Raw genomic sequence first — 24,048 nt, forward strand, 5'->3', positions numbered from 1 at the left:
GTTTTTACTCCGGTATTTTGCTACCGGTAGGTTTGTTGTTCGCAGCACCGCTCGGGACTTGCGGAGCTGCTTGATGTTCCACCTTGCCAGCCATTACGCCCAGATCGCTTTTTCCGCCCCCAGACAGATAAACGAGACCCAACGACGTGGCAAAAAACACAACGGCCGCAATAGCAGTCGTACGACTCAAGAAGTTGGCCGAACCCGTTGCGCCAAACAGGCTACCGGAAGAACCACCGGAACCAAATGCCGCACCCGCATCAGCGCCCTTGCCATGCTGCATCAAAACAAGGACGATGATGGTGATCGCAGAGATCAGATTAACAACCCAAATTAACGTCTTGAGAATTTCCATACTGTATCAACTTTTCGGCGGCTTCGCAAATCTTTCGGAACGCACTGGCATTAAGTGAGGCACCTCCTACCAGCGCACCGTCTACGTTCGGCGTTGACAGAACCGCGTCCGCGTTCTCTGCCTTGACGCTACCGCCGTAGAGGACGCGAATACTATCAGCCCCCTTGGCGTTTTGCAATACCCATTGTTTGATATGGGCATGCATTGCAGCGATCTGTTCGATCGTTGCGACTTTACCGGTCCCAATTGCCCACACAGGCTCGTAGGCGATCACCAGATGGCCGCTCGCACGGCCGAGCAATACCTCAAGCTGGGTTGCAATGACCGACTCTGCCTGCCCTGCCTCGCGCTCGGCCAGCGTTTCGCCGACACATAGCACCGGCACCAAGCCAGCGTTGCTCGCCGCATCGAACTTGGCGCCGAGCAGCCGGTTGTCCTCGCCAAAATACTGGCGCCGCTCCGAGTGCCCGAGCAATACATATTCGATCCCGAACTCGGCCAACATCGCGGCGGATACTTCGCCAGTGTAGGCACCGTCGTCGGCGAACTGGCTGACGTCCTGGGCTGAAAGCGTCAGGGACTGGCCGGCCAGCTGGGCCGCGACATCGGCGAGGTAAACGGCAGGCACCGCGACACTGACCCCGCGGCGGTTGCACGCGGTCTCTCCCAGCAAGGCTGCGAGCAGCGCGCCATTGGCCGAGCGGCGGCCATTCATCTTCCAGTTTCCGATGACCAGTTTGTCCATTGAATGCTTCTATAGAGAGGGAAAAATTGGCGGCATTGTATAGAAGGGGAGCCCGGAGCGTCCAACCCTCGGCCAGACGGCAATCGACTACGTGTAATATTACTGAAAAGAACAGCGACTAGGATGCGGCCATCACAACACACGCCGCTAACTTGGAGTTTGCATGAAAACCACCATTCGTTTGGCCGCATCATTTGTCCTGTCGACCGCTTTCGTCGGTTCGGCCTTCGCCGCCGACATCACCGGCGCTGGTGCCACTTTCCCGTACCCGCTGTACGCCAAGTGGGCTGAGGCCTACAAGGGCAAGACCGGCAACAACATGAACTACCAGTCGATCGGCTCGGGCGGTGGCATCAAGCAGATTCAGTCGAAGACCGTCGATTTTGGCGCGTCCGACATGCCGCTGAAGCCGGAAGACCTGGAAAAGTCCGGTCTGCTGCAGTTCCCGACCGTGATGGGCGGCGTGGTGCCGGTGGTCAACGTACCGGGCGTGGCAGCGGGCCAACTGAAAATGACCGGCCCGGTGCTGGCCGACATCTATCTGGGCAAGGTCTCTAAGTGGAACGACCCGGCCCTGGCCAAGCTGAACCCGAACGTCAAGCTGCCGGATCAGAAGATTACCGTGGTACGTCGCTCGGACGGCTCGGGCACCACCTTCCTGTTCACCAACTACCTGTCGAAGGTATCGCCGGAATGGAGCAGCAGCGTTGGCTCGAACACCGCGGTTAGCTGGAAAACCGGTGTCGGTGGCAAGGGTAACGAGGGCGTCGCCAACTACGTGACCCGCATCAAGGGTTCGATCGGCTACGTTGAGTACGCTTACGCCAAGCAGAACAAGATCGCCCACGTTTCGCTGCAGAACGCCGCCGGCAACTTCGTCCAGCCGGTCGACACCACCTTCAAGGCCGCTGCCGCCAACGCCGACTGGAAGAAGGCTCCGGGCTTCTACCTGATCCTGACCAACCAGCCTGGCAAGGACAGCTGGCCGATCACCGGCGCGACCTTTATCCTGATGCACAAGAAACAGGACAAGCCGGCGCAGGGCGAAGAGGCGCTGAAGTTCTTCGACTGGGCCTACAGCAATGGTGACGGCCTGGCTCAGCATCTCGACTATGTGCCGATGCCGGCCGCGACCAAGAGCCTGATCCGCGCCAGCTGGAAGCAGATCAGCGACGACAGCGGCAAGGCGCTTTGGAAGTAATTCGCCCCTGAGCGGGCCGCCTGCCGGCGGCTGGGCGAGAAGGCCGGGGAAGCTCTCCCCGGCTTTTTGTCTTAACTCTAAGAGCTTTGCATGGACAAGTACCCAAACGAGCAATACCTGCTGCGCCAAGAGCTGAATATGGGCAAATACCAGGACGAACAGCATCTGCGCCGGCAACTGATGCTCGACAAGCTGTTCCGGCTGGTGACCCGTGGCTTTGCCTTCCTGGTGCTGGCGCTGCTGGTCGGCATCATGCTGTCACTGCTGGTCGGTGCAATGCCCAGCATCCAGACGTATGGCTGGCACTTCCTCGCCAGCAGCGACTGGGATCCGGTGGGCGGCAAGTTCGGTGCGCTGGTTCCGATCTATGGCACGCTGGTGACCTCTTTCATCGCGCTCCTGATCGGCGTGCCGGCGAGCTTCGGCATCGCGCTGTTCCTGACCGAGCTGTGTCCAGTGTGGCTGAAACGACCACTAGGTATCGCGGTGGAACTCTTGGCCGGCATTCCGTCGATCATCTACGGCATGTGGGGCCTGTTCGTGTTCGCGCCGTTCTTCGGCGAGCATATCCAGCCATGGCTGATTGATCATGTCGGCGAGTGGCCGCTGATCGGCTTCCTGTTTCAGGGGGCGCCGATGGGCATCGGCATGTTCACCGCCGGCCTGATCCTGGCGATCATGATCATCCCGTTCATCGCCTCGGTGATGCGCGACGTGTTCGAGGTCGTGCCGACGATGCTGAAGGAGTCGGCCTACGGACTGGGCTCGACCACCTGGGAAGTCGTGCGTTACGTGGTCCTGCCTTATACCAAGACCGGCGTGGTCGGCGGCGTGATGCTCGGCCTCGGCCGCGCGCTTGGCGAGACGATGGCCGTGACCTTCGTGATCGGCAACTCGAGCAACTTCGCCACCGGTCTATTCGAACCGGGCAACTCGATCGCCTCCTCGCTGGCCAACGAGTTTGCGGAAGCAAACGGCAAGCTCTACCTGGCGTCGCTAATCGAACTGGGCCTGATCCTGTTCTTCATTACCTTTATCGTCCTTGCCTGCTCCAAGCTGCTGCTGCTGCGTCTGAAGAAGCAGGAAGGCAAACCGACCTGACGCGAGACCCCTAGAGAATGAATCCCGCCATCTATCGGCGTCGCCGACTCGTCAACGCGCTCAATATGGGTGCGTCGATGTTCGCCATGGTGTTCGGCCTGTTCTGGCTGGCCTGGATCCTGTGGACGCTGTTTGCGCACGGTTTTTCCGGCCTGCACGCCAATGTCTTTCTGAAGAGCACGCCGCCACCGGGCAGTGCCGGCGGCCTTGCCAACGCGATCTACGGCAGCTTGCTGATGACCTTGTTCGGCACGCTGATCGGCACCCCGATCGGCACCCTAGCCGGCATTTATCTGGCCGAATTCGGCCAACGCGGCTGGCTCGCTCCAGTGACCCGCTTCATCAATGACATCCTGCTGTCGGCGCCGTCGATCGTGATCGGCCTGTTTGTCTATGAAGTGTACGTGGTCTCGGTCGGCCACTTCTCCGGCTGGGCCGGCTCGTTTGCGCTGGCGCTGCTGGTGATCCCGGTGGTGGTGCGCACCACCGAGAACATGCTGCGTTTAGTGCCGAACAGCCTGCGCGAAGCGGCTGCTGCGCTGGGCGCGCCACAGTGGAAGGTGATCATGCATGTGACGCTGCGCTCGGCGAAGGCCGGCGTGATTACCGGCATTCTGCTGGCCGTGGCGCGCATCTCTGGCGAGACGGCCCCGCTGCTGTTCACCGCGCTGAACAACCAGTTCTGGAACAGCAATATGAACCAGCCGATGGCCAACCTGCCGATGGTGATCTTCCAGTTCGCGATGAGCCCGTACGAGGACTGGCACACGCTGGCCTGGGCCGGCGCCTTGCTGATCACGCTGTCGGTACTCTCCCTGAACATTCTTGCTCGCTGGCTCGGCAGCCAGAAAACCGCTTCGCATTAAGGCTTGATGGATATGACTACCCACACTCCCAAGCTCCAGGTCAACAACCTGAACTTCTATTACGGCAACTTCCACGCGCTCAAGGGCATCAATCTGCAGATCCCGGCCAAGAAGGTGACCGCCTTCATCGGCCCGTCCGGCTGCGGCAAATCGACGCTGCTGCGCACCTTCAACCGCATGTTCGAGCTGTACCCGGGGATGCGCGCCGAAGGCGAGATTATGCTCGAGGGCGACAATATCCTCAGCCATGGCGTCGACGTTAACCTGCTGCGCGCCAAGGTAGGCATGGTGTTCCAGAAGCCGACGCCGTTCCCGATGTCGATCTACGACAATGTCACCTTCGGTGTGAAGCTGTATGAGAAGCTGTCGCGCTCAGAGATGGACGACCGGGTTGAATGGGCGCTGAAGAAGGCCGCGCTATGGGAAGAGGTGAAGAACAAGCTCAAGCAGTCGGGCAACTCGCTGTCCGGCGGCCAGCAGCAGCGCTTGTGCATCGCCCGCGCCGTCGCATCGAAACCGGAAGTGCTACTGCTCGACGAACCGACTTCGGCACTCGACCCGATCTCGACCGCGCACATCGAGGAGCTGATCAACGAGCTCAAAGAGGACTACACGATCGCCATCGTGACCCACAATATGCAGCAGGCGGCCCGCGTGTCCGACTACACCGCCTACATGTACCTGGGCGAGCTGGTCGAGGTGGGCGAGACCGACCGGATTTTCACCGCGCCTAAGCAAAAGGCGACCGAAGATTACATCACCGGTAAATTCGGCTAAAAAAACCCGGCAAATGTATTGACAACCCCCGCCCGACGCGGGGGTTTTTCTTTATTTATTAGCCGCTTAGCCGACCATCCAAACGTAATATCCAGCGATCCGTCAAGAATTGCACCTAGCGGCTGTGCGATTCGCACCAACGCGGCAGCAAAGTTGACTTATCCACTTGACGCAAGCGGCCCGGCCGCCAACAATCGCGCCTTCGTTAAAACATATGTGTAACAGTCATGCTGGACCTCTTTTCAGGGTTGGACATGTATGTGGCCGTGACCCTGGTCCTGTCGCTTGGATTCGTCCTCGCCTTTGAGTTCATTAATGGCTTTCACGACACCGCCAACGCGGTTGCGACAGTCATCTACACCCAGTCGATGAAGCCCCAGTGGGCCGTGATCGGCTCCGGCATCTTCAACTTTTTCGGCGTGCTCACCGGCGGCCTGGCTGTTGCTTACGCCATCGTGCACCTGCTCCCTGTCGACCTCCTGGTGACGGTAAACACCGGCAAGGGCTTGGCGATGGTGTTCTCGCTGCTCGCGGCGGCGATCGTCTGGAACCTGGGCACCTGGTATTTCGGGCTGCCGGCGTCGAGCAGCCACACGCTGATCGGCTCCATTCTCGGCGTCGGCATTACCAACGCCGTGCTCACCCACGGCTCGGTATCCGATGGCATCAACTGGGCCAAGGCCGTTGAAGTGGGCATGTCGTTGCTGGTTTCGCCGCTGGTCGGTTTCATGATGTCTGGCATCCTGCTGGTGCTGCTGCGCCGTTTCATGCCAAGTTCGAACATGCATAAGTCGCCGTTCCAGCGCCAGCAGATCGAGGGGCGCAAGCACCCGCCATTCTGGACCCGCTTCATGCTGATCCTGTCGGCGATGGGCGTGAGCTTCGCCCACGGCTCGAACGACGGCCAGAAAGGCGTCGGCCTGATTATGCTGGTGCTGATCGGCATCGTACCGGCCAAGTTCGTCGTGAACCTGGACAGCACCCCGTACCAGATCGAACGCACCCGCGACGCGGCAGTGCATCTGCAGAACTTCTACGCCCACAATCAGGCGTTGATCGCTTCAACCTTTCCGGCCAAGCCGGTAAGCAGCACCGACGACCATGCCGATCACTGCCGTCCGGACGATACTAACGCACGAGCCAACGCCGTTCGCTCGCTGATCGGCGACGCGCCGACGAGCTACCGGAATCTGACTCCGGCGCAGCGCTGGCAAGTGCGCACCGACCTGCTGTGCCTGGACGAGTCGGCCAAGCTCGCCGCTAAGCTGCCGGGGCTGACGGCTGCGGACAAGCAGCATCTCGCCGAGCTGCGCAAGGACTTGTCGGTCACCACCGAGTATGCGCCGCTGTGGGTGATCCTGGCGGTGGCAGCAGCGCTCGGCGTCGGTACGATGATCGGCTGGAAGCGCGTGGTACTGACGGTCGGCGAGAAGATCGGCAAGAAGGACATGACTTATGCGCAAGGGGTTTGTGCGCAGCTGACCGCGGCGGTGTCAATCGGCCTAGCCAATCTGTTCGGCATGCCGGTATCGACCACGCACGTCCTGTCGAGCGGCGTAGCCGGCACGATGGTGGCCGAACGCGCCGGCCTGCAATGGTCGACGATTCGCAACATCCTGCTCGCGTGGCTGTTTACGCTGCCGGCCGCGATGGCGTTGGCTGCCGCCCTGTACTACGGTTCTACGCTGATCATCCACTGAAAACCGATCATCGTGTGACCAGAAAAAAGCCACCGCGGTGGCTTTTTTCATGGGCCGGCCTAATTTGATGCAGGTCAAATAGCGCTTTGCGAACGATTGATCGTCATTTTCTGAAAAACTATCATCTTTATGCTTCTCATCGTGGCTTCTCCTTGTTATTTGCCGCACCCCTTTTCGCCCCGCCTCCCCTGACGGGGCTATTTTTTTTCAGCCGGGACGGAACAGCTGTCGACACTTATCTTTTCATTGAAATTCTTCTTAAATTAATTCTTGAAGTAAAGATAAATTACTTCTACCATGAAACCTCATTCATCATGGTTTCTCCTTTTTGTTGCTTACCACAACAAAGCCGCCCCGTCTGATTCGTACCAGACCGGGGCTTTTTTTTTGGGCTCCAGGGAAGGCTCAGGCCTTGAGGAATTGCTCGCGGCCGGCCAGCCAGCGCGCCAGGTGCGACTCGGCTTCGCTCGGCCAACGCTTAAGCATTTCCGGCGCCAGCTGGCGAGCCGCCTCCAAGAGCTCCAGGTCTTCTTCCAGATTGGCGAAGCGCAACATCGGCAGACCGCTCTGCCGCGCCCCCAGGAACTCTCCTGGGCCACGGATCTGCAGGTCCTGACGGGCAATCTCGAAACCGTCGGTGTTTTCGTAGATCACCTTCAGCCGCGCCTTCGCGAGCTCGGACAGCGGTGTCTCGAACAGCAACACGCAGACACTCTTGGCGCTGCCTCGTCCGACCCGGCCGCGCAACTGGTGCAACTGCGCCAACCCCATCCGCTCGGCGTGCTCGATCACCATCAGGCTGGCATTGGGCACATCGACCCCGACCTCGATCACTGTCGTCGCCACCAGCACCTGCAACTCGTTACCCGAGAACTGCCCCATCACCTCGGCCTTCTCACTCGACTTCATTCGGCCGTGCACCAAGCCCACCGATAGTGGCGCCAAATCCTCAGTCAACTGCTGGTGGGTGTCGACAGCAGTTTGTAGTTGCAGCGCCTCCGACTCCTCGATCAAGGGGCAGACCCAGTACGCTTGGCCGCCGCCGGCGCAGGTGCGGCGCACGTAGTCGACCACCTCGTCTCGGCGCGCCGAACCGACCAGCTTGGTGACGATAGGGGTACGGCCGGGTGGCAGCTCGTCGATCACCGATACGTCGAGGTCGGCGTAGAAGCTCATCGCCAGCGTGCGCGGGATCGGTGTCGCCGACATCATCAGCTGGTGCGGCTCGCCACCCTTGTCCTTCAGCGCCAGGCGCTGGCCGACACCGAAGCGGTGCTGCTCGTCGACGATGGACAGACCGAGGTTCTGGAACACCACGTCTCCCTGGAACAGTGCATGGGTGCCGACCGCCAGCCGGGCGCGGCCGTCGGCCACGGCGGCAAGCGACTCGGTCTTCTGCTTCTTCTTCAGACTGCCGGACAGCCAGGCCACTTCGATGCCGAGCGGCGCGAGCCAGGCGGACAACTTTATGTAGTGCTGTTCGGCAAGGATCTCGGTCGGCGCCATCAGCGCGACCTGGAAGCCGGCCTCGATCGCCGCCAGCGCCGCCATCGCCGAGACGATGGTCTTGCCGCTGCCGACGTCACCCTGCAACAGCCGGTGCATCGGGTGCGGCTTATCGAGGTCCTGGAGGATTTCGCCGACCACACGCTGCTGCGCGCCGGTCAGCGCGAACGGCAGGCTGGCCGAGAGTCGGCCGCGCAGCTCGCCCTGGTCGACGATCTGCGGCGCGCGCCCCTGGCGTCTGGCGCGGTAGGCGAGGCGCATCGATAGCTGCTGGGCGAGCAGCTCGTCAAACTTCAGCCGCTGCCAGGCCGGCAGCTTGGGATCGGTCAGCGTCTTGGCCGAGTAGTCCGGGGTCGGCGAATGCAGCAGCCGCACCGCATCGGCGAACGGCACCAGGTCCAGATCCTGACGCACCATCTCGGGCAGCGTATCGGCCAGCGACTGCGCCTTTAGCTCGCTCTGCACCATGCGGCGCAACACCGGTTGGGTCAGGCCGTTGACGGTCGGATAGATCGGCGTCAGCCGCTCGGCGAGTGGCGCGCCCTCCTCCACTTCGCGCAGCTTGGGGTGGACCATCTCGTCGCCGTGGAAGCCGCGGCGGATCTCGCCAAGCGCGCGGACGCGCTTGCCCTTGGCGAGCTGCCGCTGCTGCGACGGGTAGAAATGGATGAAGCGCAGCACCAGCGTGCCGCTTGTGTCCTCGATCTGTACCACCAGCTGACGGCGCGGCTTGAACTGCACCTCGGCAGCAATCACCTCGCCCTCGACTAGCACTGACGAACCGTACGGTGCGTCGGCGATGCGGAACAGGTGAGTCTCATCCTCGTAGCGCAGCGGCAGGTGCAGCACGAGGTCGAAGCGAGTGCGCAGGCCGAGCTTCTCGAGCTTCTTGGCGGTGGCCGGGGCGGCCAGCACCGGCTGGCGGGCTAGGTCGATGGCGTTCATGAGAGAGATTGTAAGGGATTCGCGCCCGGGCAGCGCCCGCCACAGCCGTCAAAACAAAAACGGACGCATCCCGCGTCCGTTTTTGCGCAGTGCGGCGGGCTGGCCGCCCGCGCTTACTGGCGTTCCCACACCTGGGTGCGACCCAGCAGCGACACGCCGAGGAAGCCGCGCACTTCCAGCTTCTTGCCGCCGTCGATCAGCTTCATCTTGGCGCTGTAGACCTTGCCCGATTTCGGATCGAGGATCTTGCCACCTTCCCAGCCCTCGCCGTCCTTCTTCAGCCCCCACAGGATATTCATGCCGTTGACCGGCTTGTCCTTTCGCTCTCCGTCGCACTTGCTACACAGCACGTCCGGATTGACGAACAGCTTGACGATCCTGCCCGTCAGCTCGCCGCTGCCATTTTCGCTGATCTGCACCAGCGCCTTGGGCTGATGGGTCTCGTCGTCGATGGTCTTCCAAGTGCCGGCGGCGGCGGTGTCGGCGAAGGCGTGGGCGGCAAAACCGGCCAGCAAGGTGGCGGCAGCGAGCATCTTCAGCTTCATGGACAAACTCCTCGTATGTGGAACGTATGTTTTAAGTAGCAGCTCTAGACAGCTCACGCAAGCATGCAAGCAAGCGTCGACAGCGTCAATAGCGCGAAGGCGCTCAGGCGAAGCCGCTGGCCAGCCAGCTCGCCCAGTCGGCGCTGTCGTTGGCGAGCGCACACTTGGCCGCGGCGTGCCAGTCGTACGCGACCCGGTGCAAGGCCACGTTCCAGCCGTGCGTGCCGCGCTCGCACACCGCATAGCTGGCATGGGGGCAGCCCGTCTCCGAGCGGTGAAAGCCGCCGTTCTCATCGTCATACGCGGGAAGCCCGACGCTGCCTGGGTTGACAATCAGCAGCCCGTCGTCGAGCACCAGTGCGCGCGGCTGATGACTGTGACCACAGAGCAACAGCGTGGCGTGCGGGTCGCGACCGCCGAGCCGGGTCTCCACTCTGTCGGGGTGGGTCAGCACCAGCCGCTCGGCGACGATCTCGTCGAGCAGATACGTCATGTCGTCGCCGGGAATGCCGTGGCTCAGCTGCACGTCGCCGAGCATCAGCCCGACCGGCAGCCCCGCAAGCCAGGCCCGCTGCTCCGGCGTGATGGCCTCGTAGGCGAACTGATCAGCCGCACCGCCCGGCTCGTCGGCGCAGGCGAGCAGCTGGCGCTCATGGTTGCCGCGTATTGTCGGCAGCTGGAGCGGCATCAGCCGTTCGGCGGTTTCGCGCGGCTTCAACGGCCCGGACAGGATGTCGCCCAGATTGACGATGTCGGTGATGCCCTGCGCCGCCACGTCGGCCAGCACCGCGTCGAGCGCCCACAGATTGCCGTGGATGTCGGACAGCACGGCAAAACGATCCAGCACCATCATTACCTCCTCATGCTTAGCCGGGCAGATGGAACTGCCCGTCGGCGACGTCGATCACCCGGCCGCCGACACCGATACGCCCCTCCGCATCGACGGTGAGATACAGCACGTTCGGCCGGTCTATCGCCTCGCCCTGTTCGATGCGCCATGCGAGCGGCGCCAGGCCAGCCAGCACGCACCAGCCGCCCAGGTTGGCGCAGGCCGAGCCGGTGCCCGGGTCTTCGATCACTTCACCGTGCCGCTCGGTGAACATCCGTACCGTGGCGACGTCGTTTTCCACGTACCAGATATAGGCCACGCTGCGCCCTGGGCGTAGCAGCGCGTCTCGTTTGAAGCACACCGGCTCCGGCTGTGCGGCCAGCACCGCGGTGCGGCTGGCCAGGCGGATCAGCAATTGCTCGGAGCCGGTGTCGATCCATGCCGGGTCGTCAGCAATATCGGTCTCGGCCAAGCCCAGCATCGCGTCGGCGTCGGCTCGGCTCAGGTCTGCCGCGTGGCGCTTGGGCGGGTTGGCCGACAGAGTGTAGACGCCGTCGGCCTGCGTGACCGGGATCACGCCGGCACGGATCTCCAGTGCGAAACGGTCAGCGAGGCCTCGTTCGTCGCGCAGCGCCGCGGCACTGCCAAGCGTGGGGTGGCCGGCGAACGGCAGCACGAACACGGTCTCGGACAGGTTGAACTGGCGCGCGATCAGCTGCATCGTCGCGTCGTCGAGGCCACGTGCGTCGGGAAACACCGCGAGCGGGTTGCCGCCGAACGGCTGCTCGGCGAATACATTGACGATGCGGTAACGCTAGGAAGGCAAGCAGACTCCGGAAACAGTCGCGGCACGCCGTTCGCGTGCCGCCGATATGTATGGGAGAGGACTCAGCCGGGAAGGTGGAATTCGCCGTCCGCGACATCTATCACCCGGCCGCCGACACGGATCTGGCCGGCCTTATCGACCGACAGATATAGCACGTTCGGCCGGTCGATCACCTCTCCCTGTTCGACACGCCACACGAGTGGTGCCAGGCCGTTCAACACGCACCAGCCGCCCAGGTTGGCGCAGGCCGAACCGGTGCCCGGGTCTTCGATCACCGCGCCGAGCTGTTCGAAGAACAGCCGCACGGTGGCGACGTTGCCCTCCACATGCCAGACGTAGGCGACGCTGCGACCCGGACGCAGCGTGGCGCGCTGCTTGAACAGCACTGGGTCGGGGCGTGCCGCCAGCACGGCGGCACGGTTGCTCAAGCGGATCAGCAACTGTTCCGAACCGGCGTTCACCCATTCCGGATCGTGCGCGATGTCGGACGCCTCCAGGCCCAGCATCTCGGCGGCGGCAGCGCGACTGAGGTCGGCCGAACGGCTGGTCGCGACATTGGCGGACAGGGTGTAGACACCGTCGACGTGTTCGAGCGGGATCACCCCGGCATGGGTCTCCAGCGCGAAACGATCGTCGAGGCGCCGTTCCTGGTGCAGCACATAGGCACTGCCGAGCGTCGGGTGGCCGGCGAACGGCAGCTCATAGCTCGGCGTAAAGATGCGCAGCGCCGCGTCGGCGTGTTCGCTCGGGAACACGAACACGGTCTCGGACAGGTTGAACTGGCGCGCGATCAGTTGCATCGTCGCGTCGTCGAGGCCGTGCGCATTGGGAAACACCGCGAGCGGGTTGCCGCCGAACGGCTGTTCGGCGAACACGTTAACGAGGCGGTAGCGGTAGGTGGTCATCGGGTTTCCTTGTGAGAGTAGCCGAGCCGCCGACAGAGTTTTGTCGGTGGCGATTAGGCGCAGCCGGCATCGGCCAGCTGCTGCTGCATTCTGCGCTGGGCGGTGTCGAGTCGGCGGCGTTTCGTCGCCCTCACCGCCACCCCCTGTTGTACCGTCAGGTCGGCGAGCCTGCGCTGCAGGCGGCGGCAATGCGTCGCCTGCTTGCTCGCATCGTCGGCGGCCTGGCGCTCGCGCGCGGCACGCTGCCGGGCTTGCTGTTTCTGCGCGGTGGCCGCGTCGCGGCGGTAGTCGGCCAGCGCTGCATCGCGCCCCGCGCCGGGATCGACCACGCTGAACGCGCCGGAAGAGCGTGTCTCGGCACGGCTACCGGCCGGGCAGTAGTCGGCGACGTAGCTGACCGCGCCGTGCGCGTCGACGCAGCGTTGCACCTCGGCGTCGGCTACCCCGTTTGCCAACAGCAACGTCAGCCCCAGCAGTACCGTCCTTGTCATAGCCCGCTCCCTTGGCTCAATCGGTTCGTTATGAAATTACCATAAAAAATACCCAGACCGAGACGTTGCGGGAGCGGCCGGATCACGGCGTGGCGCGGAAACCGGTGTCCTGATAGATCTGCTGCAGGAGGTCGCGGCCGATGCGATCTGCCATCCGGGCATGCACCGGCAGCAGTGCCTGCTTGAAGGCGGCGCGCTCGGCCGGGGTCGGCTGGTAGACGGTGGTGGTGCCGGCGGCGCGCACCGCGGCCAGCGCGGCGTCGTTCTGCTGGCGGGCGATGTGGTTCTCGTAGACGGTGGCGTCGCGCAGCGCGCCTTCCAGGATGCTGCGCACGTCGGAGGGCAGATCGTCCCAGAACGCCTTGTTAACGATCACCGCATAACCCAGATACTCGTGACCGGTCAGCGTCAGGTTCTTCTGCACCCGGTAGGCCTGCCCGGTATAGAAGTTAGACGGATCAAGCTCGGTGCCGTCGATCACACCCGCCTGCAGCGCCGGATAGACGTCGGCGAAGGCCAGCACCTGCGGCACAGCGCCGAGTGCGTACATTTCTTCGGCGGCCACGCGAGACGATTGGATGCGAATGCGCAGCCCTTGCAGGTCGGCCGGGACGTGGATCGGCCGGTTGGCCGAAAAGTGCTTGAAGCCGTTGTCCCAGTAAGCCAGCCCCTTGATACCCTTAGCTTCCAGCCGGCTGAACAACAGCTTGCCGACCCGCCCCTGGGTGACGCGATGCACCGCGTCGTAGTCGTCGAACAGATAGGGCAAGGCAAACGCCTCGAACTCCTTCACCCCCAGCGGCGAAAGCTTGGCGAGGCTGGGCGCCAGCATCTGCACCGAACCGAGCTGCAGCGCCTCCAGCTCCTCCTTGTCCTTGTAGAGCTGGCTGTTCGGGTACACCAGCACCCGCACCCGGCCGTGGCTGCGTTGTTCAGCCAACTGTTTGAAATACTCGACCGCCCGGCCCTTCGGCGTGTCCGGCGCCACCACGTGGCTGAACTTGATCACGATGGGCGAGCGCTCGGCGTGCGCGGACAGCCAGGCCCAGCCGCCGGCCACTAACAACAGGACGGTCACGAGGCTCGCCCACAGGATATGCTTGCGCGGCATGGCCGCCTCTCCTTCAATTCAGTAACGGGCCGCGAAGGGTCCCGGGCCCGACCCAGAGGGATCGTAACCATCCAATCACGCCGGCCTGCGCGCCGTCATTCGGGTTTTCCCTAATGCAGACCGCCGGTCGGCCATGCATGATACCGGCCATTCCTCTATTCCATGTCCGAGATGCCGCCACCGACCTCTTCCAGCACCAGCACGCCACGCCAGAGCCGGCTGTGGTGGCTGGCCGCGCTCGCGCTGGCCGGCCTGCTGGCCGCGCTGATGCAGCTGGCCAGCCTGGTCTGGCAGGACTCCAAGAACAGCCAGCGCGACACGCTGGTGCAGGACGTGCTGTGGTCCGAGCAGGCGCTGCGCCTGCATTTCTCCTCGCTGCAGGAATGGGGCACCCAGCTGCTGAGCGAGATCCAGCAGCACCGCCTCGACGCCGAATCGTTCCGCCGCCGCGCCGCCTTCCTGATGCGCGAGAACCGCGACGTGATGCAGGTGGAGTGGCTCGGCGCCGACGATCAGCGGCTGTGGCAGGTGGGCGAGCGCCTGGATCCCAATCCCGCCCTGCTCGACACCGCCCGGCGCCTGGGCACGCCGCGCTACGGCACCGTGTACCGCCACGGCCACGAGCGCTTCGTCGACCTGGCGCTGCCGGCGATCGCCGCCGACGGCACCCCGCGCGGCACCCTCTTGCTGTCCATCGAGCTGCACGCGCTGCTACAGAGCCAGATCCCGTGGTGGATCGCCGAGAAATACCAGTTGAGCCTGGTCGACCTGGGCGACAACGTGATCGCCAGCCGCTCGGCCCTGGCCGAACCGGTCGGCACGCTCAGCCACGAGATCGAGCTGACTCCGCCCGGCGGCGGCATGCGGCTGCGCGCCACCTCCTACATCACCAGCCTGGGCGTGGCGCTGCCGCTGCTGGCGGTGCTCAGCACCCTGCTGACCGTGCTGCTGTTGGTCAGTCTGTGGAAGATCCGCCAGCACATGCGCCACCGCCACCAGAGCGAGGACGCGCTGCGCGCCGAGGTGACCTTCCGCGCCCAGATCGAGGATTCGATGCGCAACGGCCTGTTCGTGCTGGCGCCGGACGGCACCATCGAACGCGCCAACCGCGCCTTCTGCACCATGACCGGTCTGAGCGAAACTGACCTGCTCGGCCAGGTGCCGCCCTACCGCTTCTGGCCGGACGGCCAGCCCGAGCAGTTGGCCGCGCTGCGCGACGGCGCGCTGCCGGCCGACGGCTTCGAACTGACCTGGCGCCACGCCGACGGCACACCGTTCGACGTACGGCTGTTCGTCGCCCCGCTGGCCGGCAGCACCGGCGGCTGGCTCGCCACCTGCTACGACCGCACCGAGATGAACCGGCGCCGCCAGGCCATCATCGACACCGAGCTGCGCTTCCGCACCGTGCTGGACGGCCTGGACGCCCCGGTGGGCGTGGCCGCCGCCGACGGCCAGGCGCTGGTGTTCGCCAACCGCGCGCTGCTGGAGCTGCTGCCCGACCTGCACCCGGACGTGTCCGAGCCGTTCTGCCTGGTGATCCCCGGCCTCGACCGGCTGTGCGACACCCCGGCCAGCGAACACGACATCCAGTTCCACGGTAGCCCCCGCCTCTACCACCTGCACCGCCGCCGCATCGCCTGGGTGGACGGCGAACCGGCCTGGCTGAGCATCTTCACCGACGTCACCGAGAGCCGCCGCTTGGCCGAACGCGAGCGCGAGCACAGCGAGCGGGTGCAAGCTACCTCGCGACTGCTGACGATGGGCGAGCTCGCGTCGACGCTGGCGCACGAGATCAACCAGCCCCTGGCGGCGATCTCCAGCTTCGCGTCCGGCTCGGTGCGCAAGCTGGAAAACGACGAGCTGAGCCTCGCGCAAGCCGGCCAGGTCATGGGCCGCATCGCCGACCAGGCGCGCCGCGCCGGCAAGGTGATCCAGGGCATCCGCAGCTTTGTTCGCCAGCGCGAACCGGCACTGGCGCCGACCTTGCCACAGACGCTGCTCGACTCGGTGCTGACGCTGGTCGGGCCGCGGCTGCGCCAGCAACAGATCGCGGTGACGCGGCGCGTGTCGGCCAATCTGCCGCTCGACATCGACGCGGTGCTGATCGAGCAGGTACTCCTGAACCTGCTCAACAACGCCGCCGACGCGCTGCAAGAGACCTCCGGGCGCGGCTGGATCGAGATCCGCGTCGATGCCGAGAACGACGGCCAGCGACTACGCTTCGAGGTAATCGACAACGGCCCGGGCCTGCCCGACGGCCTGCTCGGCCAGCTGTCCACCCCGTTCTACACCACCAAGATCGACGGCATGGGCATCGGCCTGAACATCTGCCGCTCGATCGTCGAATACCACCGCGGCGCCTTCGGCTACCGCCCGGCCGACAGCGGCGGCAGCTGCTTCTGGTTCGTGCTGCCCTTGAGCGCCGCCCACGACAAGGAACCCATCGATGACTGAGCGACTGCCGGTGATCATCGTCGACGACGACGATGCGGTACGCGAGGCGCTGCTATGGCTGTGCGAAGCTCAGGGTCTCGTCGCCGAGGGCTTCGCCTCGGGCGAGGCACTGCTATCTTCCGGTCGCGCCGCCGGCGCGGCCTGCCTGGTGCTCGACATGCGCCTGTCCGGCATCAGCGGGCTGATGCTGTTCGAGCAACTGAAAGCGGCCGGCCGCTACTGTCCGCCAGTGATTTTCCTGACCGGCCACGCCGACGTGCCACTGGCAGTGGCGGCGCTGAAGCTCGGCGCGGTCGATTTCCTGGAGAAGCCGTTCGACGACGAGGCGCTACTGGCGCGGATCGAGCAGTGTCTCGCCAACGACGCGACGCAGCGCCAGCAGTATCAGCAGCAGCAGCGGGTACGCCAGTCGCTTGCACAACTGACCGAGCGTGAGCGCCAGGTAATGGAGCTGGTGCTGAAGGGGCAGCTGAACAAGCAGATCGCCGATCAACTGGCGATCAGCATGAAGACGGTGGAGGTGCACCGGGCGCGGGCACTGGAGAAGATGGGGGTGAAGTCGGCGGTGGAGTTGGCTAGTTTGTTGCGGGATGCGTGAGGGGTACTGGGTTAGCTTGTTTGGCCAACGTTAGCGAGACCTGCAGCCTTGTCGGTCTCGCCCGACCGGCGAGGTACTTTCTTTGCTTCGTCAAAGAAAGTACCCAAAGAAAGACGACCCCACCGCGCTGGCCTACGGCTTCCCTCGCGCCTGCCAAGCGGCCAGGCGCCGCCAAACTCGCGGGCGGCTAACGTCCGCCCACTCGAACATGCGGCGGCTTAAAACCTGGCCGCTTGACAATCGCTCGGCAGCGCAGAAGGGGATGGGCTGGTCGACTGCGGCGATAGCGACTGAGAGCCAATCACCGTTCCGGCACCTGGCGTGGGCCGAACAACAGTAGGATTCCTTAATCCAGTTCAGGGTCGGGAGTGAAATCGTACTCTTTCGATCAACCTTGCTTATCCACAACAAAGCCTCCGACTCGGATTTTATCCACAGCCACACGACACCAACCTGCCGACGAGGCAAAAGCTTTCAAACCAAGCCATTTCACGTCGGCCACAGACCATCACCCACCCCCTTCGACGCCGCCGAGGACGGCGCGGTCAACGGGTGTCGTCGGCGAGCACTGTCCGAGTGCCGACGTAGTCGGCACGAGTTGCGCAGCCGCCCGTTGGCCGTGACGCCCACAGGGTAGCCCGCGCAGCGGGCCGGCGTCGCGGGGTCGCCTTTTCTTTGGTTCCTTTCTTTTGGCGAGGCAAAAGAAAGGAACTCGCCTGTCGGGCGAGACCGACAAAGCGTCAATACACACTTACGCGGGCCGGAGAGCCGCAGGACACTCCCCTCACCTCCCCAACATCGGATAACTGAACAGCCCGAAATGCACCAGGTTCAGCCCGAAGTGCGCCAACACCGCCGCCGGCAAGCCCCCTTCCCGATACGCCAGCCCATAGCCCACCCCCGCCAGCGTCGCCAACGCCAACCACGTCGCCCCGCCGGGCAGGTGTGCCAACCCGAACAGCAGCGCGCTCACGCCTAGCGCCGCCGCGCCACCGAAACGTCGCCCGTCCCAGGCCCGTTCCAACGCGGCCTGCAGATAGCCACGGAACAGCGTTTCTTCAGCGACACACACCAGCAGCAGATTGTTAAGTGCCCACAGCCAGCCCTGCGCCGGCCATTTCGGCTCCCAGCCGACCACTCCAAGCAACAACGCAAGGCCCAGGCAGGCGAGGGTCGCCACCCCGCCGTAACCAAGCGCCGCCACCAGCGTCCGCTCCGGTGTCTCGCGCCGCTGCGCTCCGCGCCACACCAGCAGCAGCCAGACACCGATCAACGGCTTGTCGAGGTTCAGATACATCGAGAACGGCACAGCGCCGGGGCTGAAGCGGACTGCGTCGTAAACCGGCGGGTTGTGAAAGCCCGGCCACCCGTGCAGCGCTAGACCAAACGCGACGGCGACAAATAGCGCATGCCCGGAGGCGCACTGCCAGCGTGGCCGGCGCTCCCCCACCAGCCAGGTGGCCGCACCGAGCACCATTAAGCTTGCCAGCGCCCGCAAGTCGAGCAGACCGACCACCAATGCCGCCGCATAGCCGAGGCCGAGCAGACTCAGCGCGACACGACGCCAGTCGGGGCGCATCAGCAGCAGCGCGACGGCGGGAAAGATGGCCAACCAGGGCCAGGCGGTGACGGGCACGGCGTCTCCTGTGTTCGTTGCAGACAAAAAAAGCGCCCTACTGGGCGCGTCGGATCAGGGTTCGGCCAACGCTGGCCGCACGGCTCAGGCGCGGGCCGGCTGATGCACGCCGAACGGCTTGGCCAGCATATGGTAGAGCACGAAGGCGGCCACGAGCGACGGCAGCGAGGCACCGAGGGTCGGTGCGCTGTGGCTGACCCACTGGTAGAGGCCGATGCCGGCGAACCAGGCCAGCGCCCCCGGCCAGGAAATCGCCGGCAGCTTGCCGAAATCGACCTTCGGGGTCTTGCCGTGGTAGGCGATCACCACGCCGAACAGCGGCACGAACACCGAGCCGAGCAGGTAGAGGAAGTCCTGGTAATGCTGGATCGGCACCGACAGCGCGATCACGGTAGCCAACACTGCCAACAGCGGGCCGAGCACGCGCACACTCAGGCGCGGTACCAGGCTATGACCGGACACCGAGGCGGAATACAGGTCGCTGTAACCGTTGTCGACCTCGTCGACCAGCACCAGGCCCAGCGCCAGCGCGCCGCCGCCGGCCAGCAGCAGCGTGCCCATCAGCTCGCCGCCCGGGTGCAGGGCGATGATCAGCGTGCCGAGCGCGAAGCACCAGGCGTTGGCGATGCCGTAGCCGAGCAGCGTGCCGCCGAAGGCCTGCTTGGCGCTGCGGCTGTAGCGGGTGTAGTCGGCGATCAGTGGCAGCCAGGAGATCGGCATCACGATGGCGAGGTCGATGGCGGCACCGAAGCCCATGCCACCCGTACCCGGACGCGCCCACAGCTTGTCCCAGCCGGCCGCGGCCGCCTCGCCTGTGTAGCGCCAAGTGAGGAAGCCGAGCGCGCCGAGCATCAGCCACAGGCCGACGCGGCGGATCAGCTTACGCACGATGCCGACCATCGACAGGCTGAGCAGACCGACCAGCAGCAGGCCAACCAGCACGGTCAGCAGCACCGGCGACACAGGGCCGTACAGGTGCTTGGCGATGGCGCCCAGGCCGTCGCGCAGCACCACGATCTCGAACACCGACCAGCCGATCAGCTGCAGCACGTTCAGGCCGATCGGCAGCATGGCGAAACGGCGGCCGAGCGCCGACCAGATCAGGCCCGCGCTGGCGACGCCGCTCTCGGCGCCGAGCCGGCCGACCCAGGCGAGCAGCAAGGTACCGATCAGCGTGCCGATGGCGATGGCGCCGAGCGCGTGGCCGAGGCTCAATGCCGGCACCAGGAAGGAGCCGGCCTGGATCACCAGGAGGCCGACGCCGAGGCTGCCCCACAGCGCGATGTGGTCGGACAGGCCGAGCGCGCGCTCGCCGGGCGGGATAGGTCGTAAGGAGGTATTCAGAGGATTGCTGGACATGGCCGCTTCCTGGACGAAATGAAAAAACGCGGACCACGGCAAGCGACAAGACAACGGCGCTTCCCTACGCTGGTATGGCCCAGATCAGGTTCAACGGGTCGGCTGTGACAGCCTCTCAGCGCCTAAGCGCTCCCCGAGCGCGGGCAAGCATGCGACGAGGTTTGCTGCACGTCAAGCGATGTCGGCATCGCTATGGGTGAAAAATTGCGTTCAACCAAGTCTTTTCCGCCCGGCACGCCACAATTCACCCGCAAACCCATTTGACATTTCAAATCGCCATGAAAAAACGCGCCCATCAGAGGCGCGTCGTGTGGAGGGCGGGAGCGATTACTCGCCGAGCACCAGCACCGCTTCGGCTTCCACCTGCACACCCTTCGGCAGGCTGGCCACGCCGACGGCAGCACGCGCCGGGTACGGCTGGGTGAAGTACTGGCCCATGATCTCGTTGAAGGTGGCGAAGTTGCCGAGATCGGTCAGGTAAGCGTTGAGCTTGACGATCTGGTCCAGCGTGCCGCCGGCGGCTTCCACCACCGCCTTCAGGTTCTTGAACACCTGGTGGGTTTCGGCGGCGAAACCGCCTTCGACCACGGTCATGGTAGCCGGGTCGAGCGGGATCTGGCCCGACAGGTAGACGGTGTTGCCGGCCTTCACGGCCTGCGAGTAGGCGCCGATGGCGGCCGGGGCATTGTCAGTATGGATGATGGTCTTAGCCATTTTGTGGGTCACTCCTTGAGGAACAAGGTCAGTAAATCGTTGAGGAAGCGCTGGCCCTGCAGCGTGGGCCGGATACAGGTCAGATCGCGCTCGATCAGCCCCTGCGCCTCGGCCTCGCGCAGCGCCGGTTCGATCAACACTAGCGGTAAACCGGTGCGCTCGGCAAACAGCCGCGCCTCGAACCCGCCGGTCAGGCGCAGCAGGTTCATCATGAATTCGAACGGCAGGCCGGCGCGGGCGACCTTGCTGCGGCTCTGCGCTGGCGCCCCTTCGGCCACCGCCTTCAGGTAAGCGGTCGGCTGCTTGAAGCGCATGGTGCGCTCGATACGGTCCGGATAGCTGATCTTGCCGTGCGCACCGGCACCGATGCCGAGATAGTCACCGAACTGCCAGTAGTTGAGGTTGTGGCGGCTCTGCTTGCCCGGCATGCAGAACGCCGAGGTTTCGTAGTGCTCGAAGCCCGCTTCGGTCAGGCGCTGCTCGATCGCCTCCTGCATGTCCGCCGACAGCTCGTCGTCCGGTAGGTTGGCCGGCGGCTGCACCGCGAACAGCGTGTTCGGCTCCAGTGTCAGGTGGTAGGCCGACAGGTGGGTGATGCCGTAGGACAAGGCGGTATCGAGGTCCGCCAGCGCCTGCACCAACGTCTGGTGCGGCAGTGCGTACATCAGGTCGAGGTTGACGTTGTCGAAGTGCGTCAGCGCGATCTCCACCGCGCGGCGCGCCTCGTCGCCGTTATGGATGCGGCCCAGGCTGGCCAGCTTGGCCGGCTCGAAGCTCTGGATGCCGATTGACAGCCGGTTCACCCCGGCATCGCGGAAACCCTTGAACTTGTCCGACTCGAAGGTGCCCGGATTCGCCTCCAGCGTGATCTCGGCATCCGGGTCGATGCGTAAGCGAGCGCGCAACCCCTGGATCAGCGTCTCCATCGCGCCGGCCGACATCAGGCTCGGCGTGCCGCCGCCGATAAACACGGTGCGCACCGGCCGGCCCCACACATTCGGCAGCTCGGTCTCCAGATCCGCGAACAGCGCCTGCACATAGCCGTCCTCGTCGAAGCCACCTTTCACCTCATGCGAATTGAAGTCGCAATACGGACACTTGCGCACGCACCACGGCACGTGCACGTACAGCGACAGCGGCGGCAGCTCCCGCAATCCCCCCAGCATCGGGGTCAGCGCGATGGTGCTCATGCGAACGCTTCGAGCTTCTTCAGCAGCGCCGCGAGCGCCTGGCCGCGGTGGCTGATGCGGTTCTTGAGCTGCGGGTCGAGCTGGGCGACGGTGGTGCCGTGTTCGGCCAGCCAGAAGTACGGGTCGTAGCCGAAGCCGTGCTCGCCCTGCGGGGTGTCGACCACCTCGCCCATCCAGATGCCGTCGGCGATGATCGGCTGCGGGTCGTCGGCATGGCGCACCAGCACCAGCACGCAGGTGTACCAGGCGCGGCGGTTGGACTCATTGGCCAGCTTCTCGACCAAGAGCGCATTGTTGGCCGCGTCCGATTTCGGCTCGCCGGCGAAACGCGCCGACAGCACGCCCGGCGCGCCGCCGAGCGCCTCGACGCAGATGCCCGAATCGTCGGCCAGCGCCGGCAGGCCAGTCAGGCGGCTGGCGTGGCGGGCCTTCTCGAGCGCATTCTCGACAAAGGTGAAGTACGGCTCCTCGGCCTCCGGCACGTTCAGCTCGCCCTGCGGCACCAGCGTGATGCCAAGCGGTGCGAACAGCGCGGAGAATTCCTTCAGTTTGCCGGGGTTGTTGCTGGCGAGGACCAGACGATCGAACATGACGGGCTCCAGATATACAGGGGCCAACGGCGATTCACGCCGCAGGCCGGATAAACGAGATTCTACCAGAGCGGCCGGCTCAACCGCCGACCTTCACCTCGACCCACTGCTGGGTGAGCGGGCGACGCTCCTCCGGCGTCAGCTCGCGCAGCACCGCTCACTTGCCGGTGACCGCAGGGCTCGAATCGATCTCCGCGTTGGCTTTCGGATCGGTATGGACGAACGGCTTGGCCGCCACCACAGGTTGCAGGATGTCGAGATGGAAGAAATGGAAAGGCGAAGCCCGTGGGCCTCGCTTCGACAATCAGGTCAGATGACTAGCTGATCTCGTCAGATCAACGCTTTTCGCCGTGAACCGCCGCCCGGGCCGCCAGCAGCAACTCCGGCCCGGCATCCTTCAGCAGGCTGGCGTCGGACAGCATCCGCCGCCACTGGCGCGCCCCCGGCACCCCCTGGTACAGGCCGAGGATATGGCGGGCGATGTGGCGCAGCTGGGTGCCGCGCCCTGCCGACAGCTCGCGCTCCACATAGGGCAGCAATGCCTCGACCACCTCGTCGCGGCTCGGCACCGGATGCTCGTCGCCGTAGTAGCGCGCATCGAAATCGGCCATCAGGTAGGGGTTGTGGTAAGCCTCGCGGCCGATCATTACCCCGTCGATCTCGTCGAGGTGCTCATCAGTCTCGGCCAAGGTCTTGATGCCACCGTTGATCAGGATCTCCAGCTCAGGGCGCTCCTGCTTCAGCCGGTACACATAGTGGTAGCGCAGTGGAGGTATCTCGCGGTTCTCCTTCGGCGACAGGCCCTTCAGGATCGCGTTGCGGGCGTGCACGATGAAGGTGGTGCAGCCGGCCGCCGCCACCGTGTCGACGAACCCCTGAACGAAGTCATAGTCCTCGACGCTGTCGATGCCGATGCGGTGCTTCACCGTCACGTCGATGCCGCAGGCGTCACGCATCGCCTTCACGCAATCGGCGACCAACTGCGGCTCGGCCATCAGGCAGGCGCCGAACGCCCCCTTCTGCACCCGTTCGGACGGACAACCCACGTTCAGGTTCACCTCGTCGTAACCCCACTGTTCGGCCAGCTTGGCGCAGCGCGCCAGGTCCTCCGGTTCCGAACCGCCCAGCTGCAGTGCAAGCGGATGCTCGGCCTCGTCAAAGCGCAAGAAGCGGTCCGCATCGCCGTGCAAGATCGCCCCGGTGGTGACCATCTCGGAATAGAGCCAAGTGTGACGGCTGATCAGGCGGGCAAAGTAACGGTAGTGGCGGTCGGTCCAGTCCAGCATCGGAGCAACCGAAAGCCGCCTGGCGGGGCGTGTAGCTTGACTCATGAGACGGCTGGAGCGATCTGCCCCGTTAGCAGGTGTTTCGTTTCTGTTCATTCAGGCCGATTCTTGACCATTTGTGCCTTGCCGGTGCTACGCGACGAATCACCATCATGGAGCAACCTGCAAGCTGGCCAAGCAATTGAAAATCTTCGAATTATCCCGTGACAAACAAGCCAGGGTCAAGGCATGGGTCGTTTAGCGACGGCTAGCCTAAAAATGCCTTCATCATACCCCTTCACCTTCCCGCTCCACCGTACAGGGTTACACCGCCAGCGC

General features: G+C 64.4%; 23 protein-coding genes and 1 riboswitch. Of the genes, 7 read left to right on the top strand and 16 right to left on the bottom strand.

Annotation, left to right across the window (positions count from 1 at the left end; genetic code table 11):
• Positions 1-4 precede the first annotated feature (4 nt).
• Both secG and tpiA read right to left on the bottom strand, forming a co-directional pair.
• Positions 5-355 carry a preprotein translocase subunit SecG gene (gene secG / locus QU481_RS13790; RefSeq protein WP_289830604.1) on the bottom strand — a complete coding sequence of 117 codons (351 nt, stop codon included), beginning with the start codon at positions 353-355 and terminating at the stop codon, positions 5-7.
• On the bottom strand, positions 321-1,100 hold the full coding sequence (gene tpiA, locus QU481_RS13795) for a triose-phosphate isomerase (RefSeq protein WP_289830605.1): 780 nt from the start codon (positions 1,098-1,100) through the stop codon (positions 321-323). Before tpiA ends, secG begins: the two co-directional genes overlap by 35 nt.
• 163 nt (positions 1,101-1,263) lie before the next feature.
• On the opposite strand from tpiA, the gene pstS reads away from it, so the two are divergent.
• The 5 genes from pstS to QU481_RS13820 all read left to right on the top strand — a co-directional run bounded on the left by pstS (position 1,264) and on the right by QU481_RS13820 (position 6,745).
• Positions 1,264-2,301, top strand: coding sequence for a phosphate ABC transporter substrate-binding protein PstS (gene pstS, locus QU481_RS13800; RefSeq protein ID WP_289830606.1), 1,038 nt, complete (start codon positions 1,264-1,266; stop codon positions 2,299-2,301).
• 138 nt (positions 2,302-2,439) lie between these two features.
• On the top strand, positions 2,440-3,402 hold the full coding sequence (gene pstC, locus QU481_RS13805) for a phosphate ABC transporter permease subunit PstC (RefSeq protein WP_289830657.1): 963 nt from the start codon (positions 2,440-2,442) through the stop codon (positions 3,400-3,402).
• 17 nt (positions 3,403-3,419) lie between these two features.
• Positions 3,420-4,268, top strand: coding sequence for a phosphate ABC transporter permease PstA (gene pstA / locus QU481_RS13810; RefSeq protein WP_289830607.1), 849 nt, complete (start codon positions 3,420-3,422; stop codon positions 4,266-4,268).
• Between the two features lie 12 nt (positions 4,269-4,280).
• The gene (gene pstB / locus QU481_RS13815) at positions 4,281-5,045 is read left to right on the top strand and encodes a phosphate ABC transporter ATP-binding protein PstB (RefSeq protein ID WP_289830608.1); all 765 of its coding nucleotides are present in this window, start codon (positions 4,281-4,283) and stop codon (positions 5,043-5,045) included.
• Between the two features lie 227 nt (positions 5,046-5,272).
• Complete coding sequence (locus QU481_RS13820) at positions 5,273-6,745, top strand: inorganic phosphate transporter (RefSeq protein WP_289830609.1); 1,473 nt, start codon at positions 5,273-5,275, stop codon at positions 6,743-6,745.
• 405 nt (positions 6,746-7,150) lie between these two features.
• On the opposite strand, the gene recG is transcribed toward QU481_RS13820, so the two are convergent.
• The 7 genes from recG to QU481_RS13855 all read right to left on the bottom strand — a co-directional run bounded on the left by recG (position 7,151) and on the right by QU481_RS13855 (position 13,903).
• A complete protein-coding gene (gene recG / locus QU481_RS13825) occupies positions 7,151-9,196 on the bottom strand; it encodes an ATP-dependent DNA helicase RecG (protein WP_289830610.1) in 2,046 nt (681 codons plus the stop codon).
• 113 nt (positions 9,197-9,309) lie between these two features.
• Positions 9,310-9,741, bottom strand: a complete 432-nt coding sequence (locus QU481_RS13830; RefSeq protein WP_289830611.1) for a DUF2147 domain-containing protein — start codon at positions 9,739-9,741, stop codon at positions 9,310-9,312.
• Positions 9,742-9,844: 103 nt separating this feature from the next.
• Positions 9,845-10,594, bottom strand: coding sequence for a metallophosphoesterase family protein (locus tag QU481_RS13835; RefSeq protein WP_289830612.1), 750 nt, complete (start codon positions 10,592-10,594; stop codon positions 9,845-9,847).
• 13 nt (positions 10,595-10,607) lie between these two features.
• The gene (locus QU481_RS13840) at positions 10,608-11,375 is read right to left on the bottom strand and encodes a PhzF family phenazine biosynthesis protein (protein ID WP_289830658.1); all 768 of its coding nucleotides are present in this window, start codon (positions 11,373-11,375) and stop codon (positions 10,608-10,610) included.
• Between the two features lie 83 nt (positions 11,376-11,458).
• The gene (locus tag QU481_RS13845; RefSeq protein WP_289830613.1) at positions 11,459-12,301 is read right to left on the bottom strand and encodes a PhzF family phenazine biosynthesis protein; all 843 of its coding nucleotides are present in this window, start codon (positions 12,299-12,301) and stop codon (positions 11,459-11,461) included.
• 53 nt (positions 12,302-12,354) lie between these two features.
• A complete protein-coding gene (locus QU481_RS13850) occupies positions 12,355-12,792 on the bottom strand; it encodes a DUF4124 domain-containing protein (RefSeq protein ID WP_289830614.1) in 438 nt (145 codons plus the stop codon).
• 82 nt (positions 12,793-12,874) lie between these two features.
• Entirely contained in the window at positions 12,875-13,903 is a 1,029-nt protein-coding gene (locus tag QU481_RS13855) for a TRAP transporter substrate-binding protein (protein ID WP_289830615.1), read from the bottom strand.
• 162 nt (positions 13,904-14,065) lie between these two features.
• Here QU481_RS13855 and QU481_RS13860 point away from each other — a divergent pair, with 162 nt between their 5' ends.
• Positions 14,066-16,357, top strand: a complete 2,292-nt coding sequence (locus tag QU481_RS13860; protein WP_289830616.1) for a PAS domain-containing sensor histidine kinase — start codon at positions 14,066-14,068, stop codon at positions 16,355-16,357.
• A complete protein-coding gene (locus QU481_RS13865) occupies positions 16,350-16,955 on the top strand; it encodes a response regulator transcription factor (RefSeq protein ID WP_289830617.1) in 606 nt (201 codons plus the stop codon). Before QU481_RS13860 ends, QU481_RS13865 begins: the two co-directional genes overlap by 8 nt.
• 784 nt (positions 16,956-17,739) lie before the next feature.
• On the opposite strand, the gene QU481_RS13870 is transcribed toward QU481_RS13865, so the two are convergent.
• The 7 genes from QU481_RS13870 to dusA all read right to left on the bottom strand — a co-directional run bounded on the left by QU481_RS13870 (position 17,740) and on the right by dusA (position 23,775).
• Positions 17,740-18,591, bottom strand: a complete 852-nt coding sequence (locus QU481_RS13870) for a CPBP family intramembrane glutamic endopeptidase (RefSeq protein ID WP_289830618.1) — start codon at positions 18,589-18,591, stop codon at positions 17,740-17,742.
• Positions 18,592-18,675: 84 nt separating this feature from the next.
• Complete coding sequence (locus QU481_RS13875) at positions 18,676-19,950, bottom strand: cytosine permease (protein ID WP_289830619.1); 1,275 nt, start codon at positions 19,948-19,950, stop codon at positions 18,676-18,678.
• A gap of 44 nt (positions 19,951-19,994) precedes the next feature.
• Positions 19,995-20,096, bottom strand: a riboswitch (TPP riboswitch).
• Between the two features lie 181 nt (positions 20,097-20,277).
• Positions 20,278-20,664: a RidA family protein gene (locus tag QU481_RS13880; RefSeq protein WP_289830620.1), complete on the bottom strand. Its 387-nt coding sequence runs from the start codon at positions 20,662-20,664 to the stop codon at positions 20,278-20,280.
• Positions 20,665-20,672: 8 nt separating this feature from the next.
• Entirely contained in the window at positions 20,673-21,854 is a 1,182-nt protein-coding gene (gene hemW / locus QU481_RS13885) for a radical SAM family heme chaperone HemW (protein ID WP_289830621.1), read from the bottom strand.
• Positions 21,851-22,444, bottom strand: a complete 594-nt coding sequence (rdgB, locus tag QU481_RS13890; protein ID WP_289830622.1) for an RdgB/HAM1 family non-canonical purine NTP pyrophosphatase — start codon at positions 22,442-22,444, stop codon at positions 21,851-21,853. The genes hemW and rdgB overlap by 4 nt, the downstream gene beginning before the upstream one ends.
• A 157-nt stretch (positions 22,445-22,601) precedes the next feature.
• On the bottom strand, positions 22,602-22,748 hold the full coding sequence (locus tag QU481_RS13895) for a hypothetical protein (RefSeq protein WP_289830623.1): 147 nt from the start codon (positions 22,746-22,748) through the stop codon (positions 22,602-22,604).
• 31 nt (positions 22,749-22,779) lie between these two features.
• A complete protein-coding gene (gene dusA / locus QU481_RS13900) occupies positions 22,780-23,775 on the bottom strand; it encodes a tRNA dihydrouridine(20/20a) synthase DusA (protein WP_289830624.1) in 996 nt (331 codons plus the stop codon).
• Between the last annotated feature and the right edge of the window lie 273 nt (positions 23,776-24,048).

The sequence above is a fragment of the Crenobacter oryzisoli genome (assembly GCF_030385785.1).
GTDB classification, from domain to species: Bacteria; Pseudomonadota; Gammaproteobacteria; order Burkholderiales; family Chromobacteriaceae; genus Crenobacter_A; species Crenobacter_A oryzisoli.

Coding starts and splice junctions, on each gene's coding strand:
- secG (WP_289830604.1), bottom strand. CDS start 355: ATGGAAATTCTCAAGACGTTAATTTGGGTTGTTAATCTGATCTCTGCG.
- tpiA (WP_289830605.1), bottom strand. CDS start 1,100: ATGGACAAACTGGTCATCGGAAACTGGAAGATGAATGGCCGCCGCTCG.
- pstS (WP_289830606.1), top strand. CDS start 1,264: ATGAAAACCACCATTCGTTTGGCCGCATCATTTGTCCTGTCGACCGCT.
- pstC (WP_289830657.1), top strand. CDS start 2,440: ATGGGCAAATACCAGGACGAACAGCATCTGCGCCGGCAACTGATGCTC.
- pstA (WP_289830607.1), top strand. CDS start 3,420: ATGAATCCCGCCATCTATCGGCGTCGCCGACTCGTCAACGCGCTCAAT.
- pstB (WP_289830608.1), top strand. CDS start 4,281: ATGACTACCCACACTCCCAAGCTCCAGGTCAACAACCTGAACTTCTAT.
- QU481_RS13820 (WP_289830609.1), top strand. CDS start 5,273: ATGCTGGACCTCTTTTCAGGGTTGGACATGTATGTGGCCGTGACCCTG.
- recG (WP_289830610.1), bottom strand. CDS start 9,196: ATGAACGCCATCGACCTAGCCCGCCAGCCGGTGCTGGCCGCCCCGGCC.
- QU481_RS13830 (WP_289830611.1), bottom strand. CDS start 9,741: ATGAAGCTGAAGATGCTCGCTGCCGCCACCTTGCTGGCCGGTTTTGCC.
- QU481_RS13835 (WP_289830612.1), bottom strand. CDS start 10,594: ATGATGGTGCTGGATCGTTTTGCCGTGCTGTCCGACATCCACGGCAAT.
- QU481_RS13845 (WP_289830613.1), bottom strand. CDS start 12,301: ATGACCACCTACCGCTACCGCCTCGTTAACGTGTTCGCCGAACAGCCG.
- QU481_RS13850 (WP_289830614.1), bottom strand. CDS start 12,792: ATGACAAGGACGGTACTGCTGGGGCTGACGTTGCTGTTGGCAAACGGG.
- QU481_RS13855 (WP_289830615.1), bottom strand. CDS start 13,903: ATGCCGCGCAAGCATATCCTGTGGGCGAGCCTCGTGACCGTCCTGTTG.
- QU481_RS13860 (WP_289830616.1), top strand. CDS start 14,066: ATGTCCGAGATGCCGCCACCGACCTCTTCCAGCACCAGCACGCCACGC.
- QU481_RS13865 (WP_289830617.1), top strand. CDS start 16,350: ATGACTGAGCGACTGCCGGTGATCATCGTCGACGACGACGATGCGGTA.
- QU481_RS13875 (WP_289830619.1), bottom strand. CDS start 19,950: ATGTCCAGCAATCCTCTGAATACCTCCTTACGACCTATCCCGCCCGGC.
- QU481_RS13880 (WP_289830620.1), bottom strand. CDS start 20,664: ATGGCTAAGACCATCATCCATACTGACAATGCCCCGGCCGCCATCGGC.
- hemW (WP_289830621.1), bottom strand. CDS start 21,854: ATGAGCACCATCGCGCTGACCCCGATGCTGGGGGGATTGCGGGAGCTG.
- rdgB (WP_289830622.1), bottom strand. CDS start 22,444: ATGTTCGATCGTCTGGTCCTCGCCAGCAACAACCCCGGCAAACTGAAG.
- dusA (WP_289830624.1), bottom strand. CDS start 23,775: ATGAGTCAAGCTACACGCCCCGCCAGGCGGCTTTCGGTTGCTCCGATG.